This window comes from Stenotrophomonas sp. STEN021, assembly GCF_056760175.1.
The window spans coordinates 1-20,265 of record NZ_JBRREH010000021.1; the positions used below are offsets into that span (position 1 = coordinate 1).

17 protein-coding genes are annotated in these 20,265 nt (G+C 64.0%); 5 read left to right on the forward strand and 12 right to left on the reverse strand.

Annotated features, from left to right (window positions below):
- Window positions 1-168: 168 nt before the first annotated feature.
- The 9 genes from recO to rpoE all read right to left on the reverse strand — a co-directional run bounded on the left by recO (window position 169) and on the right by rpoE (window position 9,136).
- On the reverse strand, window positions 169-888 hold the full coding sequence (recO, locus tag ACVOL0_RS06585; RefSeq protein WP_481548429.1) for a DNA repair protein RecO: 720 nt from the start codon (window positions 886-888) through the stop codon (window positions 169-171).
- 242 nt (window positions 889-1,130) lie between these two features.
- Window positions 1,131-2,033: a GTPase Era gene (gene era, locus ACVOL0_RS06590; protein WP_481512644.1), complete on the reverse strand. Its 903-nt coding sequence runs from the start codon at window positions 2,031-2,033 to the stop codon at window positions 1,131-1,133.
- Complete coding sequence (gene rnc, locus ACVOL0_RS06595) at window positions 2,030-2,704, reverse strand: ribonuclease III (protein ID WP_481548430.1); 675 nt, start codon at window positions 2,702-2,704, stop codon at window positions 2,030-2,032. Before rnc ends, era begins: the two co-directional genes overlap by 4 nt.
- Window positions 2,697-3,074: a DUF4845 domain-containing protein gene (locus ACVOL0_RS06600; protein ID WP_481548431.1), complete on the reverse strand. Its 378-nt coding sequence runs from the start codon at window positions 3,072-3,074 to the stop codon at window positions 2,697-2,699. Before ACVOL0_RS06600 ends, rnc begins: the two co-directional genes overlap by 8 nt.
- Window positions 3,075-3,103: 29 nt before the next feature.
- Window positions 3,104-3,907 (reverse strand): signal peptidase I, encoded by an 804-nt coding sequence (gene lepB, locus ACVOL0_RS06605; RefSeq protein WP_481548432.1) that lies wholly within the window; start codon window positions 3,905-3,907, stop codon window positions 3,104-3,106.
- Window positions 3,908-4,011: 104 nt separating this feature from the next.
- Window positions 4,012-5,802, reverse strand: coding sequence for a translation elongation factor 4 (gene lepA, locus ACVOL0_RS06610; protein ID WP_481548461.1), 1,791 nt, complete (start codon window positions 5,800-5,802; stop codon window positions 4,012-4,014).
- 159 nt (window positions 5,803-5,961) lie between these two features.
- Window positions 5,962-7,482: a DegQ family serine endoprotease gene (locus ACVOL0_RS06615; RefSeq protein ID WP_481548433.1), complete on the reverse strand. Its 1,521-nt coding sequence runs from the start codon at window positions 7,480-7,482 to the stop codon at window positions 5,962-5,964.
- A gap of 128 nt (window positions 7,483-7,610) precedes the next feature.
- Window positions 7,611-8,519, reverse strand: a complete 909-nt coding sequence (locus ACVOL0_RS06620; protein ID WP_481548434.1) for a sigma-E factor negative regulatory protein — start codon at window positions 8,517-8,519, stop codon at window positions 7,611-7,613.
- Window positions 8,516-9,136 (reverse strand): RNA polymerase sigma factor RpoE, encoded by a 621-nt coding sequence (rpoE, locus tag ACVOL0_RS06625; protein ID WP_296250849.1) that lies wholly within the window; start codon window positions 9,134-9,136, stop codon window positions 8,516-8,518. The genes ACVOL0_RS06620 and rpoE overlap by 4 nt, the downstream gene beginning before the upstream one ends.
- A 236-nt stretch (window positions 9,137-9,372) precedes the next feature.
- Between rpoE and ACVOL0_RS06630 the strand changes: the two genes are divergently transcribed.
- Window positions 9,373-11,436 carry a 3-hydroxyacyl-CoA dehydrogenase NAD-binding domain-containing protein gene (locus ACVOL0_RS06630; protein ID WP_481548435.1) on the forward strand — a complete coding sequence of 688 codons (2,064 nt, stop codon included), beginning with the start codon at window positions 9,373-9,375 and terminating at the stop codon, window positions 11,434-11,436.
- Window positions 11,437-11,664: 228 nt separating this feature from the next.
- On the opposite strand, the gene ACVOL0_RS06635 is transcribed toward ACVOL0_RS06630, so the two are convergent.
- From ACVOL0_RS06635 to ACVOL0_RS06645, 3 genes are all read right to left on the reverse strand, one after another.
- The gene (locus ACVOL0_RS06635; protein ID WP_481548436.1) at window positions 11,665-12,651 is read right to left on the reverse strand and encodes a cation diffusion facilitator family transporter; all 987 of its coding nucleotides are present in this window, start codon (window positions 12,649-12,651) and stop codon (window positions 11,665-11,667) included.
- A gap of 80 nt (window positions 12,652-12,731) precedes the next feature.
- Window positions 12,732-13,538 carry a thiol:disulfide interchange protein DsbG gene (dsbG, locus tag ACVOL0_RS06640; RefSeq protein ID WP_481548437.1) on the reverse strand — a complete coding sequence of 269 codons (807 nt, stop codon included), beginning with the start codon at window positions 13,536-13,538 and terminating at the stop codon, window positions 12,732-12,734.
- A gap of 24 nt (window positions 13,539-13,562) precedes the next feature.
- Window positions 13,563-14,360 (reverse strand): TlpA family protein disulfide reductase, encoded by a 798-nt coding sequence (locus tag ACVOL0_RS06645; RefSeq protein ID WP_481548438.1) that lies wholly within the window; start codon window positions 14,358-14,360, stop codon window positions 13,563-13,565.
- A gap of 136 nt (window positions 14,361-14,496) precedes the next feature.
- Here ACVOL0_RS06645 and ACVOL0_RS06650 point away from each other — a divergent pair, with 136 nt between their 5' ends.
- The 4 genes from ACVOL0_RS06650 to adiC all read left to right on the forward strand — a co-directional run bounded on the left by ACVOL0_RS06650 (window position 14,497) and on the right by adiC (window position 20,237).
- Window positions 14,497-15,936 carry a GGDEF domain-containing protein gene (locus tag ACVOL0_RS06650; protein ID WP_481548439.1) on the forward strand — a complete coding sequence of 480 codons (1,440 nt, stop codon included), beginning with the start codon at window positions 14,497-14,499 and terminating at the stop codon, window positions 15,934-15,936.
- Window positions 15,937-16,030: 94 nt separating this feature from the next.
- The gene (locus tag ACVOL0_RS06655) at window positions 16,031-17,152 is read left to right on the forward strand and encodes a metallophosphoesterase (RefSeq protein WP_481548440.1); all 1,122 of its coding nucleotides are present in this window, start codon (window positions 16,031-16,033) and stop codon (window positions 17,150-17,152) included.
- A 210-nt stretch (window positions 17,153-17,362) separates the two neighbouring features.
- The gene (locus tag ACVOL0_RS06660; protein ID WP_481548441.1) at window positions 17,363-18,781 is read left to right on the forward strand and encodes a DcaP family trimeric outer membrane transporter; all 1,419 of its coding nucleotides are present in this window, start codon (window positions 17,363-17,365) and stop codon (window positions 18,779-18,781) included.
- A 106-nt stretch (window positions 18,782-18,887) separates the two neighbouring features.
- Window positions 18,888-20,237, forward strand: a complete 1,350-nt coding sequence (gene adiC, locus ACVOL0_RS06665) for an arginine/agmatine antiporter (RefSeq protein WP_481548442.1) — start codon at window positions 18,888-18,890, stop codon at window positions 20,235-20,237.
- Window positions 20,238-20,265: the final 28 nt, after the last annotated feature.

Genomic DNA, 20,265 nt, shown 5'->3' on the forward strand with positions numbered 1-20,265 from the left:
CCTCCACTCGCGCCGCCGCCTCGCCGCGCGCGTGGCGGCCTCCGCCTCTGCTCCCCGCGCGCTGCTCCCCCCCCCGCCCCCCCGCGCCCGCGCCGCGCCCCCCCCCCCCCCCCACTACATGGTTGGATTCTGCATACGGCCCCTGTCGAGCATGGCTCGGCACTACGGTTACGAACGAGTCAGTTCACCCAGCATTTCCCAGGATTTGAGTCCACGACCGCCAAGGTGATGCAGCAGTACGGCGCGCATCTGCAGGCGCAGACTGGCGACGTCAGCGCTGTTCGGCATCCGGTCTTCGGCCAGCGCCAGCAGCGCGGTGCCGGTTGCCAGCACACGCCGCTCGTTGTTGCCACGCTCGCTGAGCAGTCGAAGCGCACCCTGCAACGGGTCCAGCCGATAGCGTGCCGCCGGATCGATAGGCTCGCCGTCACCGCCACAACTCCAGTCGAAGCCAAAGCCCAATGCGTCGAGCAGGTCACGCTCGAAGCGCCGCAGCGACCATGCCAACCCTTCCGCCTGATCCAACTGCCCGCGCAACTCACCGTAAGCCACATACAACTCGGGCAGCGGGTCCTGCCGCGGCGTCAGCCGCATCACCAGTTCGTTGATGTAGAAGCCGGCCAGCATCGCGGGGCCGTGCAACCTTGGGGCCACGTCCTGGCTTTCGGCGCGGCGCAGTTGCGCCAACTCACCGGTTTGCTGCGCGTCAAAACGAATCGCCTGCAGCGGCTGCAAGGCGGCGCGCAGCGCCTGCTTCTTCGACCCTTGCACGCCGCGTGCAAGCAGACCCAAACGGCCGTGCTCCAGACTCAGCACCTCGACCAGCAAGCTGGTTTCGCGCCAAGGCCGGGCATGCAGCACGTAAGCGGGCTGGTCTTCGATGCGCATCTCAAGGCCGGGAGTCGGAAATGGAGAATCGGGAGTCGGAGCAGCCCTTCAACTTGAACCAGCCGGCTTCCTGCAGACGCCCTCGCGGGAGGCCGTTGCTACGAAAGTGCGGCGTCGCAGCGTCGGCCTTCATCGCGCAACCTGACCTGTCACATCGCCAGCCAACGGACGGGATCGCAAGTTGCAGCAGAACCAGGCAGCTTCCCTTCCCGATTCGCCACTCCCGGTTCCCGGAGCAAACCTTACTGCTCGCCGTACCCAAAGGCCTTCAGCGCAGCCTCGTCATCGGACCAGCCTTCACGTACGCGCACCCAGGTTTCCAGGAATACCTTGGCACCGAACAGGCGCTCCATCTGCAGACGCGCCTTGGCACCGATTTCCTTCAAGCGGGTACCCCCCTTGCCAATGACAATCGCCTTCTGGCCTTCGCGCTCGACCCAGATCACCGCGCCGATACGCAGCAGCGCACCGTCTTCGGCGAAGCGTTCGATTTCCACGGTGGTGGCGTACGGCAGCTCTTCGCCAAGCTGGCGCATCAACTGCTCGCGGACCAGTTCGCCGGCGAGGAAACGCTGGCTGCGGTCGGTGATCTCGTCTTCGCCGAACATCGGCGGGCCTTCCGGTACCAGCCCGATCAGATCGCGCACCAGCGCATCCAGGCCATTGCGCTTCAGCGCCGAGATCGGATGTACGGCGGCGAATTCACGACCAACGGTGATCTCCTGCAGGAACGGCAGCAGCGCACCCTTGTCCTTCATCCGGTCAACCTTGTTGACGATCAACACCACCGGTACGCCTGCATCGCTCAGCACGTTGAACGCGAGGGTGTCTTCTTCGTCCCAGCGACCGGCTTCGATCACCAGCAGGCCAACATCCACACCTTCCAGCGAGGCACGCGCGGCGCGGTTCATCACCCGGTTCATCGCGCGCTTCTGCTGGCGATGCAGGCCGGGGGTATCAACCAGCACCAGCTGGCCTTCCGGGTAGGTGGCGATGCCGAGCAGACGGTGGCGGGTGGTCTGCGGACGGTTGGAGACAATGCTGACCTTGGCGCCGACCAGGGCGTTGGTCAGGGTCGACTTGCCAACGTTGGGGCGGCCAATGACCGCGACGCTGCCACAGCGATGAGAGGAGGTGTCGTTCACTTGGAATCCAATTGCTCTATTGCGGCGGCTGCCGCCTGTTGTTCGGCCAGCCGTCGCGAAGTGCCTTCGCCTTCGGTACTTACGGCGGGGTCAGCCACGCAACAGCGCACATGGAAGTGCTTGGCGTGGTCGTCGCCGGTCTCCGATACCAGCTCGTATACCGGCAGGGTCTTCTGCCGGGCCTGCAACCATTCCTGCAGGCGGGTCTTGGGGTCTTTCTCGGGCTTGCCCACCGGCACCGCCGACAGCGACGCCTCGAACCACGGCATTATCCGCTCGCGGCAGGCTTCGAAACCGGCGTCCAGATAAATGGCGGCAACCACGGCCTCAAAAGTGTCGGCGAGGATGGAGTCGCGGCGATGGCCGCCTGATTTCATCTCACCCGGGCCCAGCGTCAAACGCTCGCCCAGCTCCAGCGTACGCGCAATCACCGCCAATGCCGCCTCGCAAACCAAGGCCGAGCGGGCACGCGTGAGCGCGCCCTCGTCAGCCTTGGGCCAGCGTGTGAAAAGCGCTTCGGCGATCAACATGTTGACGATGCTGTCGCCAAGGAACTCCAGGCGCTCGTTATGCGGCGCGCCGGCACTGCGATGGGTCAGGGCCTGCTTCAGCAAACCCTGATCCTTGAATGAGTGACCGATCAGATCACCCCGTTGGAACGTTCTATTCACTACCGGTCCGCTTCAGATCCTGGGACGCATTGAACTTGCCAACCACATCGAGGTTGCCGATGATTTCGCGCCGCACTTCATAGCTGACGATCATGCGCAAACCGCCATCAGTGCGCTCGATCTTCAGATCAGCCGGCTTCACGTCGTCGGCGTAGTTCATGTCCATACGCTTGAAGAACAACTCCTGCACCTTGCTCGGATCGAGACTGCCGGAGCCTGGCTCCGCGGCGATACTCTTGAGCGCCGAGCGTACGGAGTAATACTCCTGATACATCGGGAACAGCTTCATACCGATAAACAGCGCGAAACCCACCACCGCCAACACCACGAGGAACGAGGTCAGCGTCATACCTGCTTGCTTGTGCTTCATTGCGATCTCCCCAGAAACGCGTTGTCCACTCACTGAATGCCCGCCCCGATACGCGACGGTTCGAAACTACCCTTGCAGAACCAGCCTTCACAGTTCAACCAGATCAGGAACGCCTTGCCTCGCAGATTCTCTTCCGGCAGAAAGTGGGTCTGGGTCCAGAAGCGACTGTCCTCGCTGTTGTCGCGATTGTCACCCATCACGAAATAGTGACCCTCCGGCACCACCCAGTCACCCTGCCCGCGCGGGTCGGCACGGCCCAGCAGTTCGAGCACGGTGTGGCTGCGGCCTGGCAACTGCTCGGTCAGCAGCGAGGCGCCGGTCATTTCCGCGCCCGGGCCCTTGCCGATGTATTCGCCGCGGTCTTCGTAGACCATCGGCACACCATTGATGGACAAGGTGTCGCCATGGAAGCCGATGCGGTCACCCGGCAGGCCGATCACCCGCTTGATCCAGTTCTGGTCCGGTGCGTGCGGCGGCTTGAACACGACCACGTCACCGCGCTTGGGCTCAGCCACCGGAATGATCTTGGTATTGGTGATCGGCAGGCGGAAGCCGTAGGAGAACTTGTTGACCAGGATGAAATCGCCGATCAGCAGGTTGGGCATCATCGAGCTGGACGGGATCTTGTACGGCTCAGCCACGAAGCTGCGCAGGATCAACACCACCGCCAGCACCGGGAAGAACGCGCGTGAGTAATCCACCACCGCCGGCTCTTCGCTGTCCAGCAGACTGGCCTTCTCGGCACGGCGCTTGCGCAGGTACAGCTTGTCCAGCAGCAACACCAGGCCCGAGCCCAGGGTCAGCACTACCAGGATGATTTCAAACCATTTCATTCATGTTCCTTCGGAATGAGATTCGGGATTCGGGATTGGGGATTCGCAGCAGCCAGAGCAGATGCTGCTCCTTCCAATCCCGAATCCCAACTCCCAAATCACTGTTACTTGTCCATCTGCAGCACAGCGAGGAAGGCTTCCTGTGGGATCTCCACACGGCCCACCTGCTTCATGCGCTTCTTGCCTTCCTTCTGCTTTTCCAACAGCTTCTTCTTACGCGAAACGTCGCCACCATAGCACTTGGCCAGCACGTTCTTGCGCATGGCCTTGACCGTGGTACGGGCGATGATCTGCGCGCCGATCGCGGCCTGGATGGCCACGTCGAACATCTGCCGGGGAATCAGGTCCTTCATCTTCTCGCACAGCTCGCGGCCACGGCGATCGGCGTGGCTGCGGTGGGCGATCAGCGACAGGGCGTCAACCTTGTCACCGTTGATCAGCACGTCCAGGCGCACGAACGGGCCGGCCTCGAAGCGCACGAAGTGGTATTCCAGCGAGGCGTAGCCACGGCTGACCGACTTGAGCTTGTCGAAGAAATCCAGCACCACTTCGGCCATCGGCAGCTCATAGCTGATCTGCACCTGGCTGCCCATGTAGTTGATGCCGATCTGGGTGCCGCGCTTTTCTTCACACAGCTTGATGATGCTGCCGATGTATTCCTCGGGGGTGAGGATGTTGGCGCGGATGATCGGCTCGCGGATCTCTTCGACCTGGTTGACCGGCGGCAGCTTGGCCGGGTTGTCCATCATCACGATGGTGCCGTCGCTCTTGAGCACCTCGTAGATCACCGTCGGTGCGGTGCTGATCAGGTCGAGGTTGTACTCGCGCTCCAGGCGTTCCTGCACGATTTCCATGTGCAGCATGCCGAGGAAGCCGCAACGGAAGCCGAAGCCCATCGCCTCGGAACTTTCCGGCTCGAAGCGCAGCGCGGCGTCGTTCAGGCGCAGCTTGTCGAGCGCTTCGCGCAGGTCCGGGTAGTCCTCGGCATCGACCGGGAACAGGCCAGCGAACACGCGCGGCTGCATTTCCTGGAAGCCGGGCAGCGGCTCGGAAGCCGGATCGGCCTGCAGGGTCAGGGTGTCGCCGACCGGCGCACCGTGCACGTCCTTGATGCTGGCGTTGATCCAGCCCACTTCACCGGCACGCAGCGCAGGCATTTCCTTGCGCTTGGGGGTGAAGACGCCGACCTTGTCGACCAGATGCCAACGGCCGGTGGACATGACCTGGATCTTGTCGCCGGCCTTGATCTGGCCCTGCATCACGCGCACCAGCGAGACCACGCCCAGGTAATTGTCGAACCAGGAATCGATGATCAGCGCCTGCAGCTTGTCGCTGCCACGGTCGGCCGGCGGCGGGATGCGGTGCACGATGGCTTCCAGCACCTCCTCCATGTTCAGGCCGGTCTTGGCGCTGACCGCAACCGCGTCGGAGGCATCGATGCCGATCACGGCCTCGATCTCGGCCTTGGCACGGTCGATATCGGCGGTCGGCAGGTCGATCTTGTTCAGCACCGGCACCACTTCCAGGCCCTGTTCGATGGCCGTGTAGCAGTTGGCAACCGACTGCGCTTCCACGCCCTGGGCCGCATCGACCACCAGCAGCGCGCCTTCGCAGGCGGCCAGCGAGCGGCTGACTTCATAGGAGAAGTCGACGTGGCCGGGGGTATCGATGAAGTTCAGGAAGTAGGTCTGGCCGTTGCGGGCCGTATACGGCACCGACACCGACTGCGACTTGATCGTGATGCCACGCTCGCGCTCGATCGGGTTGTTGTCCAGGACCTGCGCTTCCATTTCGCGCGCGGTCAAGCCGCCACACAACTGGATGATGCGGTCGGCCAGGGTGGACTTACCGTGGTCAACGTGGGCAATGATGGAGAAGTTGCGGATCATCCGCATCGAATCATGTGACATAGGTGGCGGCGGCGGCGCTGCGTCGTCAGGATAACGGGCCATTATCGCATGCCGGAGCCAAGCCCCGCACAGGGTTTGGCCGGCAGCTGAACGAAAGGAGCCGCCCGAAGGCGGCTCCCGTTGCTATCGCAAGGTCTGGCGGGCTTATTCGCCAGCGCGGACCGGGACGAAGGCGCTGTTGGCGCCGGCGCGGACCAGCAACATGACCACGTCCCCCTTCTTGTAGCCGGCCAGCTCCCGGTTCAGGGCGGCAACGCTGCCCACCGGGGCGCGCCCGACCTGCAGCACCACCATGCCCGGGGCCAGACGCGCCTCGCGGCCAGACTGGCTGTTGACGCCGGTGATGCGCACGCCCTCGCCCGACTCCAGGCCAAGCTGACGACGCTCGGCGGCAGTCAGATCGACCACTTCCAGCCCCAGCAAGGCATTGGCGCCGGCCTGCGGCTTGGCCTCATCGCCAGCGGCAGCAGTGTTACCCGGGCGCGCAGCGTCCTCAGCCAGCTCGCTCAGGGTGACGGTGATATCGCGTGGCTTGCCGTCACGCAGGATGCTCATCCGCACCTTGCTGCCCGGCGGCATCGCGCCAATCATCGGCGGCAGCTCGCTGGAGGTATTGATCTCGGTGCCATTGACCGCACGGATCACATCGCCCACCTCGATACCTGCCTTGGCCGCCGCGCTGTCGGGCACCATCTGGTTGACCAGCGCGCCACGGCTGTCAGGCAGCTTGAAGCCCTGCGCGATATCGCTGGTCACCTCGCCGACCATCACGCCCAACTGGCCACGACTGACCTTGCCGGTCTTCTTGATCTGTTCGACCGCATTCATCGCCAGATCGATCGGGATCGCGAAGCTGATGCCCATGTAGCCGCCGGAGGCGGAGAAGATCTGCGAATTGATGCCGACCACCTCTCCGCGCGTATTCAGCAAGGGGCCACCGGAGTTGCCCTGGTTGATCGCCACGTCGGTCTGGATGAAGGGCACATAGCGCTGCTCGTTACCACCGGTATTGCGGCCAAGCGCACTGACGATGCCGGCAGTAACGGAGTGATCCAGGCCGAACGGCGAACCGATCGCCACCACCCACTGGCCCGGCTTGAGCGTATTGGAGTCGCCCACACGCACGGTCGGCAGGTTCTTACCCTCAACCTTCAACAGCGCCACGTCGTACTGGGCATCGCTGCCGACCACCTTGGCGGTGAACTCGCGGCGATCACTCAAGGTGATCTTGACCGACTCGGCACCGTCGATGACGTGGTGGTTGGTCAGCACATAGCCGTCATTGGAGATGATGAAGCCCGAGCCCATGCTGCGGCCACGCGGACCACTGTCCGGTCCCTGCTGGCCCGGCCCCGGCATCTGGAAATCCGGACCGAAGAAGCGGCGGAAGAACTCCGGCATCTGGTCCATGTCCGGGCCCTGCTGGGCAGCGCGCGGATTGCGGCGCGCGCCGATCACGGTATCGACCTTGACCACACCCGGGCCGACCTGATCGACCAGTTGGGTGAAGTCAGGCAAACCCTGCACCAGCTGCGGCGCGGGGGCGGCACGGGCAGTGGTCGCCTGCGCGGCGGGCGCATCCGGTGCCGGGCTCTGCGCACAGGCCACCAACGGCAGGGTCATCGCCAGCAGGCCAAACACCTTGTTTTGGATACGAGGGGTCATCAGCTTCGAGCCTCCAATTCAGTCAAAGCGGGAAAGAACAGCCAAGCCCGGTACGCCCAATCACAGCGCACAAACCTGGAATCCGGGGAAAACCGGCCGCCCAGAGGCGGACGACCGGCAAACAACACTTACTGACGCGGCAACAGCCTGCGCGACTCGGCATCGTCGGTACTTTGTGCCGGCATGCGCGGTTCAAACGGGTAGAACGTCGCCCCACCCTGCTCCTGTGCCGGGAAACTTGCGTTAAGCGCCCCCTGCGACAGCGATGGTGCCACGGTCGAACGTGGCCATGGCCGCGCATGCAGCACACCGTTGCCGGTGGCGAACGGGTCCTGACGCAACGCCGGCGTTGCCGGCAGTACCGGCGCGGAGGCAATTGCCCGCTGCGGCTCGGTCATGCGCGCAGTACCAGCGCGTGCCGCCTGCTGGGTGCGGGTCGCACTGCCGCGACGGGCAGTGGCGTCCTGGCGACGGGTCACGGCTGCGGCAACCGCCGGTGCGGCCGCAACCAGACCGGCGACATTACCGGCATCAGCCGCGGTAGGAGCCGAAGGCTGCACAGGTGCCGGGGCAACTTCCGCCGTGGTCGCGATGACCGGCGTGGGCGCACTGGTTTCCGGCAGCTGTTCGCGGGCCATGAACAAGGCCACCGCAGCCACCGAGGCAGCCAGGGCGGCACCGCCGCCCCAACGCCGCCAACCTGTCCGCGCGGCACGTTGCGGCGCACGTTGTACTGCGGTCGCGGCCACAAGCGGCCCGTTCTGCAACGCATCCGCGTCCACGGCCTGACGCACGCGCGCACTGAAATCCAGGGGCGCCGGTGCGCAGGCCTGGCCGCGCATCACGTCACCCACTACCTGCCAGCGCTCCTGGCAGGCTGAAAGCTCACTGTCGTGCTCCAAGCGGCGCAGCATGAAGCGCGCCTCATCGGCAGCCAGCTCGCCATCCACCAGCGCCGACAACTGCTGGCGGTAGTGCAGTTCAAATTTGTCCGGCGCAGCACCGGCTGACACCGGGTTACGGTCTTGCGGGTTCATACGCGACTCCGTTCACGGGTAGCGCTGGGGGTATCCAGCAAGGGACGCAGCTGTGTGTCGATGGCCTCGCGGGCACGGAAGATCCGCGACCGCACCGTACCGATCGGGCATCCCATTTTCTGCGCGATATCCTCGTAACTCATGCCTTCCACCTCTCGCAACGTAATGGCTGAGCGCAGCTCTTCGGGCAACGCATCAACCGCCTTCATCACGGTCTGTTCCAGTTCCTGGCGCATCAACTCACGCTCCGGCGTGTCGTTGTCGCGCAAGCGGACCCCACTGTCGAACTGCTCGGCGTCACCGATCTCGATGTCGTCGGTGGGGGGGCGCCGGTTGTGTGCTGCCAAGTAGTTTTTTGCGGTATTCACTGCGATCCGATGCAACCAGGTATAGAACTGGGCGTCGCCACGGAAATTCCCGAGCGCACGGTAAGCGCGCACGAAAGTGTCCTGGGCCACGTCCTGACATTCACTCCAGTCGGCGATGTAGCGCCCGATCAACGCAATGATCCGATGCTGGTACTTGCGTACCAACACATCGAACGCTGCGCTTTCGCCGCGCTGCACACGCCGGACCAGCTCCAGGTCCAGCTCCTGCGGTGTTTCAACCTCGGCCATAACGGGCCGCACTCCTGTCAGCCCAACCGACGTCGGGCAATAAGACCGCTGTTCGCGGCAAAAGTTCAGCACCCTGTCCCAGCGGCACCGCACCAGCTTTTAACTCCCGTTCGGCTAACCTGCAGGGGCGCTGACCAGATAAGCCCAACACAATTCCAGACATTGGGATTTGACGGCAGGGAAACAACCTCTGGATCATAGCGGTCTTCTCCATACACAACCGGATGGAACGTCCCATGCTCTCAGGCTTCGACGGGCTCCGCTTCAATCATTGGCAAACCGAGCTGCGCGAGGATGGCGTGGCAGTGCTCAGCCTCGACCGCAAGGACAGCCCGGTCAATGCCATGTCGCAGGACGTGCTGCTGGAACTGGGCGATATCGTCGAGCGGCTGGCCATCGACCCGCCCAAGGGCGTGGTGGTGCGCTCGACCAAGGCGGCCGGCTTCATCGCCGGTGCCGACCTGAAGGAATTCCAGGAGTTCGACCGCCGCGGCACCGTCAATGACGCCATCCGCCGCGGCCAGAGCGTCTACCAGAAGCTGGCCGAGCTGCCCTGCCCGACCGTTGCCGCCATCCACGGCCACTGCCTGGGCGGCGGCACCGAGCTGGCGCTGGCCTGCCGCTACCGCGTGGCCTCCAACGATCAATCCACCCGTATCGGCCTGCCCGAGACCCAGTTGGGCATCTTCCCGGGCTGGGGCGGCAGTGCACGCCTGCCACAGCTGGTCGGTGCGCCGGCGGCGATGGACATGATGCTGACCGGCCGAACCCTGTCGGCCTCGGCCGCGCGTGCTATCGGCCTGGTCGACAAGGTCGCCGCCCCGGCGGTGCTGGTCGATGCGGCCGTCGCCTTGCTGCAGACCGGCGTGACCCGCCCGTTCAAGCAACGCGCCACCGCCTGGGCCACCAATACCTTCCTGGCCCGCAAGATCCTCGCCCCGCAGATGGCCAAGCAGGTCGCACGCAAGGCCAAGAAGGACCAGTACCCGGCACCCTACGCGCTGATCAGCACCTGGGAGCGCACCGGCGGCAGCCCGATCCAGAAGCGCCTGGATGCCGAGCGTCGTGCGGTGGTCAAGCTGGCCAGCAGCCCGACCGCGCGCAACCTGATCCGCATCTTCTTCCTGACCGAACGGCTCAAGGGCCTGGGCGGCAAGGATTCGGGCATCAAGCATGTGCACGTGGTCGGTGCCGGCGTGATGGGCGGCGACATCGCGGCTTGGGCGGCGTACAAGGGCTTCAACGTGACCCTGCAGGACCGCGAGCAGCGCTTCATCGACCCGGCCATGACCCGCGCGCAGGCGCTGTTCGACAAGAAGGTGCGCGATGAGAGCAAGCGCCCGGAAGTGGCCGCACGACTGAAGGCCGATCTGGCCGGTGACGGCGTGGCGCAGGCCGATCTGGTGATCGAAGCCATCATCGAGAACCCGGAAGCCAAGCGTGCGCTATACCAGACGCTGGAGCCGAAGATGAAGGCCGATGCGCTGCTGACCACCAATACCTCCTCGATCCCGCTGGTCGAGCTGCGTGACCACATCCAACGCCCGGCGCAGTTTGCCGGTCTGCACTACTTCAACCCGGTCGCGCAGATGCCGCTGGTGGAGATCATCCACCACGACGGCATGGCGCCGGAGACCGAGAAGCGTCTGGCTGCGTTCTGCAAGGCGCTGGGCAAATTCCCGGTGCCGGTGGCCGGCACGCCTGGCTTCCTGGTCAACCGCGTGCTGTTCCCGTACATGTTGGAAGCCGCCACCGCCTATGCCGAAGGCATTCCCGGTCCGGTAATCGACAAGGCTGCGGTCAAGTTCGGCATGCCGATGGGCCCCATCGAGCTGCTGGATACGGTCGGTCTGGACGTGGCTGCAGGTGTCGGCAAGGAGCTGGCACCGTTCCTCGGCCTGCAGATCCCGGCCGCACTGGCTACCGTCGAGCCGAACAAGCGCGGCAAGAAGGACGGCCAGGGCATCTACAAGTGGGAGAACGGCCGTGCGGTAAAGCCGGAAGTTGCCAAGGACTACCAGGCGCCATCGGATCTGGAAGACCGCTTGATCCTGCCGTTGCTCAACGAGGCCGTGGCCTGCCTGCATGACGGCGTAGTAGCCGATGCCGATCTGCTCGATGCCGGGGTGATCTTCGGCACCGGTTTCGCCCCGTTCCGTGGCGGCCCGATCCAGCATATCCGTGCGACAGGCGTGGATGTGCTGGTTGAGAAGCTGAAGGCCTTGCAGGCACGCCATGGCGACCGCTTCGCACCGCGCAAGGGCTGGGAGATGCCGGAACTGCGTGAGCCGGTGGTTTGAGTTTTTGGCAGTTGATCGAATGAAAAAACGGAGCCGAAAGGCTCCGTTTTTTGTTGACTTCACGGCTGGGCGCGTTGCGCCCCTCCCTCTCCCCAACCCCTCTCCCGCAGGGGGAGAGGGGCTTTAAAAGCCAAAGTTGCAAGCATCGCTTCACCTCGCCGACGCCTAAGCCCCTCTCCCCCTGCGGGAGAGGGGTTGGGGAGAGGGGACGCGCGCGAAGCGCGCTGTCTAGCGGTGCACATGCCCATGGTGGCCTTGATCATCCGGCGCGTGCGCATGACCTTCATGATCATGGTCGTGGCCGTGGTCACCGCCACCCGCCTTCTTGTCGGCACAATCATCGCCACAGTGATCCGCTTCTACCTGCACCGTCACATGGTCGATATCAAACCGCTCATGCAGCAGATCGGCCAGTTGCCGACGCAATACATCCGGCGACTGGCCATCGTGCATCACCACATGCACAGTCAGGGCCGGCGTGCTCGATGCCAGCGCCCACACGTGCAGATCATGGATGCCGGCGACACCGGCATGCCCGCGTAGCGCCGCCTCGATATCAGCCAGCACCACGCCCTTGGGCACGCCTTCCAGCAGCACGTTGATCGCATCGCGCAGCAGCACCCAGGTACGTGGCAACACCCACAAACCAATCAGCACCGCCAGAATCGGATCAACCAAGGTCCAGCCAGTGAAGTGGATGATCACGCCAGCGACGATCACCGCCACCGAGCCGAGCATGTCGCTCCACACTTCCAGGTAGGCGCCCTTGACGTTCAGGCTCTCGCCGCTGCCGGCACTGAGCAGGCGCATGGCAATCAGATTCACCACCAAGCCAAATGCGGCAACCCACATCATGCCGGTGGAAGCAATCTCCTGCGGCTGCTGGAAGCGCTGCACGGCTTCAAACAGGATGTAGATGCCCACGCCGAACAACAGCAGGCCATTGGCCACCGCGCCCAGCGCTTCCAGCCGGGCATAGCCATAGGTGCGCCTGGCATCAGGTGGGCGTCGGCTCAGGCGCACGGCGGTCAGCGCGATCATCAGCCCGAGCGCATCGGTGGCCATATGCGCGGCATCGGACAGCAGCGCCAGGCTGTTGGTCCAGAACGCGCCGATGACCTCGACCACCAGATAGGCAGTGGTCAGCCCAAGCGCCCACCACAATGGCTTCTCGTGGCGGATCTCGCTGGGCAGATGGTTGTGGTCGTGACTCATGGTTGGCTCCTTTTGACGGGGCCAGCTTAGTCAGCCTGTGGCGGCGGAGACTATTACATCGCCGCCGCCCGGTTCAGTGATCAGCGCGGGCCGAGCACCGTCTGCATGTCATCGCCCTGCGGCATGCCCGAACGCATCTGCACCGTGCCGTCGGCGTCCTTGAACAGGATGCCCGGTGTGCCCTGGAAGCCCAGCTCCAGCATCAAGGCCTCATTGGCACGCAGCTTGGCCTGCACCGCCGCCGGCACCGTCGCCAGCGGCTTGATGCCGCCCTTGGCGAAATCACGCTCGTTCTGGATCAGCGCCTGCTCCGGCGAAGTCGCGCCCAGAATGGCAGCAGCCTTGTTGGCGCTGTCCTCGCGGATCACGCCCACCAGGATCTGCCGGATCTGCACCTTGCCTGCGGCCACCCAAGGCTGCGCCGCTTCCCAGAAGCGGTTGCAGTACGGGCAGTTCGGGTCGCTGAAGGAATAGATGACACGCGGCGCATCGGCCTTGCCATCGCGCACCCAATGGCTGGCTTCCACCTTGGCCCAGGCCTGCTGCCCCATCGGCCCGGACACCAGCTCCTTGAGCTTGGCGGCGCTGACGTCCTCACCCTTGGCGTTGACCAGGGTACCAACCACCGCGTACTCACCATCCTTGGACACATACACGCCCAGCGGACGCTGCCCGGCGACGCCGGCATAGCCGGTCAGGCCAACCGGCGTTTCGAACGTGCCCATGAATTCCACCCCCTGCGAACGCAGGGTCTTCACCACCGCCGGCTCATTGGCCGCAGCTGGCTTGGCCGCAGTAGCCACGGGGGCACTGGCAGTCTGTGCGCAGGCCAGCGGGGTCAGCGTCATGGCGGACAACAACAGCAACATCGAACGGGAACGCATCATCGTGTGTCTCTTTCAGGAAAGGGGTTATTGCATTTCGCGCAGGCGCGCTTCCAGGGTGGCGCGCGACAGCTCGCCCATATGCACATTGCGCAGCCTTCCATCGGCGCCAAAGAACAGCGTCGTTGGCAGGGCGCGGGCGCCGGTCTGCTGCATCACCCGCGATTCGGCATCCAGCAGTACATTGGTCAACAGCATGTTTTCAGCACGCAGATAATTGGCGACTTCATCACGGGTTTCGCCTTGATTGGCGAACACGAACTGCACCTGCGGGTGCGTCTGCTGCGCCTGTGCCAGCACCGGCATCTCGCGCCGGCACGGGCCACACCAGGTCGCCCACAGATTGATCACGGTTGGCTTGCCAGCGAAGGCGGCCAGCGGCGCAGGCTTGTCCTGCAGGTCAACCAGTACCGCGTCCGGCAACGGAATGGATGAGCGCTGCACTGCAAACAACGCCATGCCGCCGATTGCCCAGAACGCCGCACCCGCGACCAAACCCATCAACACCGGCTTGCGCAGGATGCGTTGGCGGGTCTTCCACATTGCATAGGCCGCTGCGACCAGCAGGCCTGTCCAGATCGAATAGCCACCGTCGCCCAGGCGAATGATGGACAGAGGCTGCGGCAGATAGTCGCCAGCGTGCAGCGCCACGTGCCCCAGACGTGCGCCAAGCAAACCCAGCAGAAACGCATCCAGCACCACCGCACCAGCGCGGCTGCGCATTCCATCGGCGGCAGGTGCCAATGCGCGCGCGAAGAACCAGCCAATCGCCAGCGCCAACAGGGCAACCAGCGCCATCAAGGGAAACGGACCTGCACTGATCATTCAGCCAATCCAACGCTACCCAGCACAAGCAAACTTGAACAAACAGTGAATTCAACTATCAACACAAAGTCCTCAAAATCCTGTTGTTGCTGCCGATAATGATCGGCTGCCTCTTGGCACTTTACCGATCGCACGCATGAATATCGCCCCCTCAACTTCGTCCGCCCCCGACACCGACAGCAGCGCCCTGGCCGATGCCTGGAAATCCAGCCTCGCTGCCGCAGGTGCCGATGCAAGCCAGATTCTGGCAGGCCTGGCCGAGGCTCATGCCGCCGAAATGGCCGCCCATTTTTACAAGGTCATGATGAACGACGCGCGCGCCTCGCGTTCGATGTCGCATGACCAGGTACGGGTACGCCTGCAACCGGCGATGCAGCGCTGGGTCAGGGATCTGCTGCGCGCCACGCCCGCCGACGTTGAACAGCTGATCGCCAACCAGCGCGTCATCGGTGATGTGCATGCACGCGTGGGCATTCCGGTGGATCTGGTTACCCGCGGGACCCGCGTACTGAAGCAACGCCTGTTCCAGTTGATCGGCGAGCAGGCCGGGCACGGCGAGGCCGCTCATGCCGCCATTGCCAGCCTCACCGCCTCGTTCGACATCGCACTGGAGGGTATGACACTGGCCTATTCCAATGCACGGGAACGTTCCTCACGTACGGATGCCGCGTATCGGCTGTTCTCGCTGGTACAGAATGTCAGCACCGAGCGCGAACGCCAGCGCGCATTGCTGCTGGATTGGGAAAACACCCTCCTCTACGCCCTGGCAGCGCAGGGCGACCTGGGCAGCTTCCAGACCTTGGCGCGTTCGGAGTTCGGCCTCTGGTTCAACCATAAAGGCATTCCGAGTTTTGGCGAGAGCTCCGAAACCCGCCAGATCAGCGGTTTGATCCATGACGTCGACCAGTTGCTGCAACACACCCTGCAGCAGGACAGCGACCCGGCAGCGCGCTCGGCGCAATTGCAGGACGTACGTTCCAAGGTCAGCCAGATCCGCACCCTGCTCGGCATGTTGTTCGAGCGCATCGGCGAACTCGATGCCGGCTGTGACGCCTTGACCAACCTGCTCAACCGCCGCTTCCTGCCTACCGTGCTGCGCCGTGAAATCGAGCTGGCCGAAAAGTCCGGCGACAGCTTTGGCGTGCTGCTGTTGGATCTGGATCACTTCAAGGCCATCAACGACGCGCATGGCCACGAGGCCGGTGACCGCGCCCTGCAGCATGTGGCCGGCATCCTCAGCCAGTTCACCCGTGGCAGCGACTATGTATTCCGCTACGGCGGGGAAGAATTCGTCGTTGTGCTGGTAGCGGTGGAAGAGCGCCAGGCCATGGTGATTGCCGATGGCCTGTGCCGACGCATCGTCGATACGCCCGTCACGTTGGCGGATGGTCAGCTGCTGCCGATCAGCGCCAGCATCGGCGTGGCTCTGTACGACGGTCACCCCGACTACGAGCGGGTGATGGCACGTGCCGACGCCGCCATGTACCAGGCCAAGAAACAGGGCCGTAACCGCGTGGTGCTGGGCAGCGATGCCCTTCCCACTGCACCGGGGCGCAGCGCATTGCGCCGCGACTGAGCTCGCCACCACCAACCGATAGCACATGCCGGCACGGCAGCGACGGCATAGGCTGAGCTCGGGTGCGCCAGGTCACCCGTCTTCGGAACCCCTGATGCCCAACATCCGCGCCCTGCTCATCCTGCTGCTGTGCAGCGCCCTGCCCGCGCTGGATGCAAGCGCCCGCGAAGTCGCGCAGCCAGCCGAGCACGTGCAGGCCGATGGCCCCTATGTATTCCGCGCGGGCAAGCGCCTGCAGGCACAGTGGATCTGTGATGACCGGGTGGTTACGCGGACCTTGAACGGACGGCGCGGTGGCGCCCATGCCCTCGCACCGGAGTGCGGCTATCCGCACCCGCTGCACATCGCGCCACTCGTTACTCCGACGGCAGCAGTGCTGCCTGCAGTGCCGCGCATCGTCGCCGTCTCCGATATCCACGGCCAGTACGATCTGCTGCGCCGCCTGCTGCGCGCCAATGGCGTGATCGACAACGACGACAACTGGGCACTGGGCACGGACACGCTGGTCATCGCCGGTGACGTGTTCGACCGCGGCCCCCAGGTCACCGAGGCCTTCTGGCTGCTGTACAGCTTGCAGCAGCAAGCCACGCGAGCCGGTGGCGCGGTCCACTTCGTGCTCGGCAACCACGAAACCATGGTGCTGTACGAGGACCTGCGCTACGTCAATTCCAAGTACCTGCGCAGTGCGCAGCTGCTCGGCCGGAGCTACCCGCAGCTGTACGGCGCCGATTCGGTGATCGGGCAGTGGCTGCGCACCCGCCCGGTGCTGCTTCGTATCGGCGATACCTTGTTCCTGCATGGCGGCATTTCGCCTGACGCGTTGCAACTCGCGCTCGATCCAGCAGCCACCAACGCCGCCTATCAGGCCACGCTGGGCAGGCCCAAGGCCGAGGTCAAAGCTGACCCGATCAGCGCACCGCTATACGACGGCAAGACCAGCCCGATCTGGTACCGCGGCTATTTCAATGGTCAGTTGGATACGGCTGGGGTGCAGACCGTGCTCGACCAGCTCGGGCTCAAACGCATCGTGGTCGGCCACACCTCGATGCCACACGTCAGCAGCTTCCATGGCGATCGCATCATCGCCATCGACAGCAGCATCAAGGACGGCGAGAACGGCGAACTGCTGTTCATCGAGGATGGCAGGCTGAGCCGTGGGCTGCTGGATGGCAGTCGCGTTGCACTGGACCTTGGTCGTCTGGAAACAAAGGACTGAACACCTTTCCACAATCAGGCACCAACGGTTTATGACATAAGGCTTCATCCTAAATTCACGGAGTCATAACCTGATTTCAACGATGGTAAATGGGCAGGCTTCGCGCTGGCCGAGGGCGGTAACCAGCGCCTAGCGACAAATGCGAAAGGTGAAATGTCGGCGGGGATCCGTCCCGGCCGTGAGCGGTGTTTTTTCTCCACGGAACAGGCGATGAAACCACTGACGCTGGCCACATTGCTGCCACTGGCCCTGTTGCCCTGTGCGGCGAGCGCGCAGGACTCGGTGGCGGCCCTGCGCGCGGAGATCGCCCAGGCCCAGCAACACCTGCAATCGCTCACCGCACGCCTTGATGCCCTGGAACAAGGCAAGGCCAATCCCGCCCAGGCGGCCCACGTGCCGCAGGCCACAGCTTCTTCGCCACTTCCGGCAACCCGTGCCAACGCCAGCGCCGGAACAACGAATCCACAGACCATTCTCCCCGCGCGTGATTCGGTCGCTGATCCATCCACCGCCGCATCGCGACCGGACAATGCGCCCTCCCCGAACGACCCGGAGCTCAAGGGTTTCCTTGCCATCCCCGGCACCGACACCATCATCCGGCTGGGCGGCTACGCCAAACTCGACGCGATTGCAGACCGTCGCGCCGCAGGTGATGCCGAGCAGTTCATACCCTCATCGATTCCGGTCGACAGCCCGCACCGTGATGTCTCGCATTTCGGCATGCATGCCAAGCAGACCCGTTTCAGCTTCGAGGCACGCCGGCCAACCACGCATGGGAACCTGCGCTTTTACCTGGAGAACGACTTCTTCGGCAGCAGCGACAGTTATCAGTTCCGCCTGCGCCACGCCTATGGCCAGCTGGGCAATACCTATGCCGGTTACGGCTATTCCACCTTCATGGATGCCGACTCACTGCCTGACACCCTGGACTTTGCCGGGCCTGGCGCTGCCGGCTATCTTTTGGTCGCCGGCATCCACCACAGTTTCGCGCTGGGCAAGGGCAATAGCTTGACCGTGGCCGCCGAAGACCCCGATTCACAGCTTGCCAACATCGGCAACAACGACAGCAGCACCGAGCACCTGCCCGACATCAGCCTGATCGCGCGCATGGAACGCGACTGGGGCCATCTGCAACTGGGCGCGGTGTTGCGCAGCCTCGGCTACGATGGCGATGGTCGCAGCGACCGAACCTTCGGCGGCGGACTGCAACTGAGTGGGTCCTACGCCGTGGCCGAGCGTGACCTGCTGTTGTTCGGCCTGATCGGCGGCAAAGGCATCAGCCGCTACACCGCGGACCTGACCGGTTCCAATCTCGACGCCGCCATTGATGCCGAAGGCCGGCTCAAAGCGCTGCCACTGCGTGGCGGCTTCTTCGGCTACACCCACTATTGGTCGGAACTGTGGCGCTCCAACCTGATCTACGGGCAGTTGCAGATCGACAGCGCCGACGCACTGGCCAGCGACGCCTTCCGTCGCAGCCGTTACGCCGCGCTGAATCTGCTGTGGAGCCCAGCACCATCCTGGACCATGGGCATGGAGCTGCTATACGGCCAACAGCAACTACAGGACGGCCGCGATGCCGACACGCTGCGCCTGCAGGGCAGCCTCCAGTACAACTTCATCAAGTAACAGGCAGCCGATTCCTGCACATGCGCATGTGCAGCTCGCCACCCAACGATTCACGTAATGCCCTTCCCATCGAATTACCCGGCAACGCCGGTGAGAGGAGATTGTCATGGCAGGTCAGAAGAAAATCGGGGTCGTAGGCGCGACCTTCCTGGTGGCAGGCAACATGATGGGCTCAGGTGTATTCCTGCTGCCCTCCAGCCTGGCCAAGATCGGCACCGCCTCGATCTGGGGCTGGCTGGTCACCACCGCTGGCGCATTGTTGCTGGCTTTCGTATTCGCCAAACTCGGCAAGCTGGCACCCAAGGCGGGCGGTCCCTACGCCTATGCGCGTGACTGGTTCGGCCCTTACATGGGCTTCCAGACCAATACCATCTATTGGTTCGCAAACTGGATCGGCAACGTCGCCATCCCGATCGCGGCCGTGGGCTATTTCAGCTATTTCTTCCCGATCCTGTCCGATCCAGTGCCGCGCTGCATTGCGGTGCTGCTGCTGGTATGGGCCCTGAGCTTCGCCAATGTCATCGGCCCGTCCTTCGTCAGCCGCGTACAGACGGTGACCACCAGTTTCGCGCTGGTGCCGATCCTGGGCATCGCCGTCTTCGGCTGGTTCTACTTTGACCCCACCATCTTCAAGGGGGCCTACAACGTCTCCGGCCAATCCAACTTCGGCGCGGTGTCCAGCGCCGCCGCGCTGACGCTGTGGGCCTTCATCGGCGTGGAATCGGCATCGGTCACCGCCGGCGTGGTCGAGAACCCGGAAAAGAACGTCGCCCGCGCCACCCTGGCAGGCGTGTTCCTGGCAGCCATCGCCTATATCGCCAGCTCCTCGGTGATCATGGGCATGGTGCCCAACGCCGACCTGCAGGTATCCGACGCGCCGTTCGCGCTGGCTGCGGCAACCGCTGTTGGCGGCTGGGGCGGTGCACTGGTCAGCCTGTGCGCCTTCGTCGGTGCGGCCGGTTCGCTCGGCGGTTGGATTCTGCTGACCGCGCAGAGCGCCAAGGCCGCCTCGGACGATGGTTTATTCCCAAGTGTTTTCAGCAAGATCAACAAGGACGAAGTGCCGGTCAGGGGCGTGCTCATCGTTGCCGTATTGATGACGCTTGCGGTGCTCATCACCTCCACCTCGGAGACCGCATCCGCGCAATTCGACGTGATCACCTCGGCGGCAGTCGTGCTGACCCTGCTGCCTTATATCTACTCCTGCGTGGCCTGCTACTTCGTGGTCGAACGCTCGCATACGCTGGCCCACACCGGCGCCTTCTGGGTGCTGACCAGCATCACCGTCGTGTATTGCCTGTGGGCCATCTATGGCTCCTCCGGCAGCATCGTCCAGTACGCCTTCCTGTTCGTGCTGTTCATCACCGTGTTCTATCCGTTCTTCAGCGATGAGCGCCGCAAGCAGCGCCTGGCCAAATTCACTCCGAATGGCACCCCGCGTGCCAGCACGAACTGATCCCCCGCTCGGTAGATAGGAACAAGAC

Excerpts from the sequence above, each read along its gene's own strand:
- recO (WP_481548429.1), bottom strand. The coding sequence starts at position 888 with ATGCGCATCGAAGACCAGCCCGCTTACGTGCTGCATGCCCGGCCTTGG.
- ACVOL0_RS06600 (WP_481548431.1), bottom strand. The coding sequence starts at position 3,074 with ATGAAGCACAAGCAAGCAGGTATGACGCTGACCTCGTTCCTCGTGGTG.
- lepB (WP_481548432.1), bottom strand. The coding sequence starts at position 3,907 with ATGAAATGGTTTGAAATCATCCTGGTAGTGCTGACCCTGGGCTCGGGC.
- lepA (WP_481548461.1), bottom strand. The coding sequence starts at position 5,802 with ATGCGGATGATCCGCAACTTCTCCATCATTGCCCACGTTGACCACGGT.
- ACVOL0_RS06615 (WP_481548433.1), bottom strand. The coding sequence starts at position 7,482 with ATGACCCCTCGTATCCAAAACAAGGTGTTTGGCCTGCTGGCGATGACC.
- ACVOL0_RS06620 (WP_481548434.1), bottom strand. The coding sequence starts at position 8,519 with ATGAACCCGCAAGACCGTAACCCGGTGTCAGCCGGTGCTGCGCCGGAC.
- rpoE (WP_296250849.1), bottom strand. The coding sequence starts at position 9,136 with ATGGCCGAGGTTGAAACACCGCAGGAGCTGGACCTGGAGCTGGTCCGG.
- ACVOL0_RS06630 (WP_481548435.1), top strand. The coding sequence starts at position 9,373 with ATGCTCTCAGGCTTCGACGGGCTCCGCTTCAATCATTGGCAAACCGAG.
- ACVOL0_RS06635 (WP_481548436.1), bottom strand. The coding sequence starts at position 12,651 with ATGAGTCACGACCACAACCATCTGCCCAGCGAGATCCGCCACGAGAAG.
- dsbG (WP_481548437.1), bottom strand. The coding sequence starts at position 13,538 with ATGATGCGTTCCCGTTCGATGTTGCTGTTGTTGTCCGCCATGACGCTG.
- ACVOL0_RS06645 (WP_481548438.1), bottom strand. The coding sequence starts at position 14,360 with ATGATCAGTGCAGGTCCGTTTCCCTTGATGGCGCTGGTTGCCCTGTTG.
- ACVOL0_RS06650 (WP_481548439.1), top strand. The coding sequence starts at position 14,497 with ATGAATATCGCCCCCTCAACTTCGTCCGCCCCCGACACCGACAGCAGC.
- ACVOL0_RS06655 (WP_481548440.1), top strand. The coding sequence starts at position 16,031 with ATGCCCAACATCCGCGCCCTGCTCATCCTGCTGCTGTGCAGCGCCCTG.
- ACVOL0_RS06660 (WP_481548441.1), top strand. The coding sequence starts at position 17,363 with ATGAAACCACTGACGCTGGCCACATTGCTGCCACTGGCCCTGTTGCCC.
- adiC (WP_481548442.1), top strand. The coding sequence starts at position 18,888 with ATGGCAGGTCAGAAGAAAATCGGGGTCGTAGGCGCGACCTTCCTGGTG.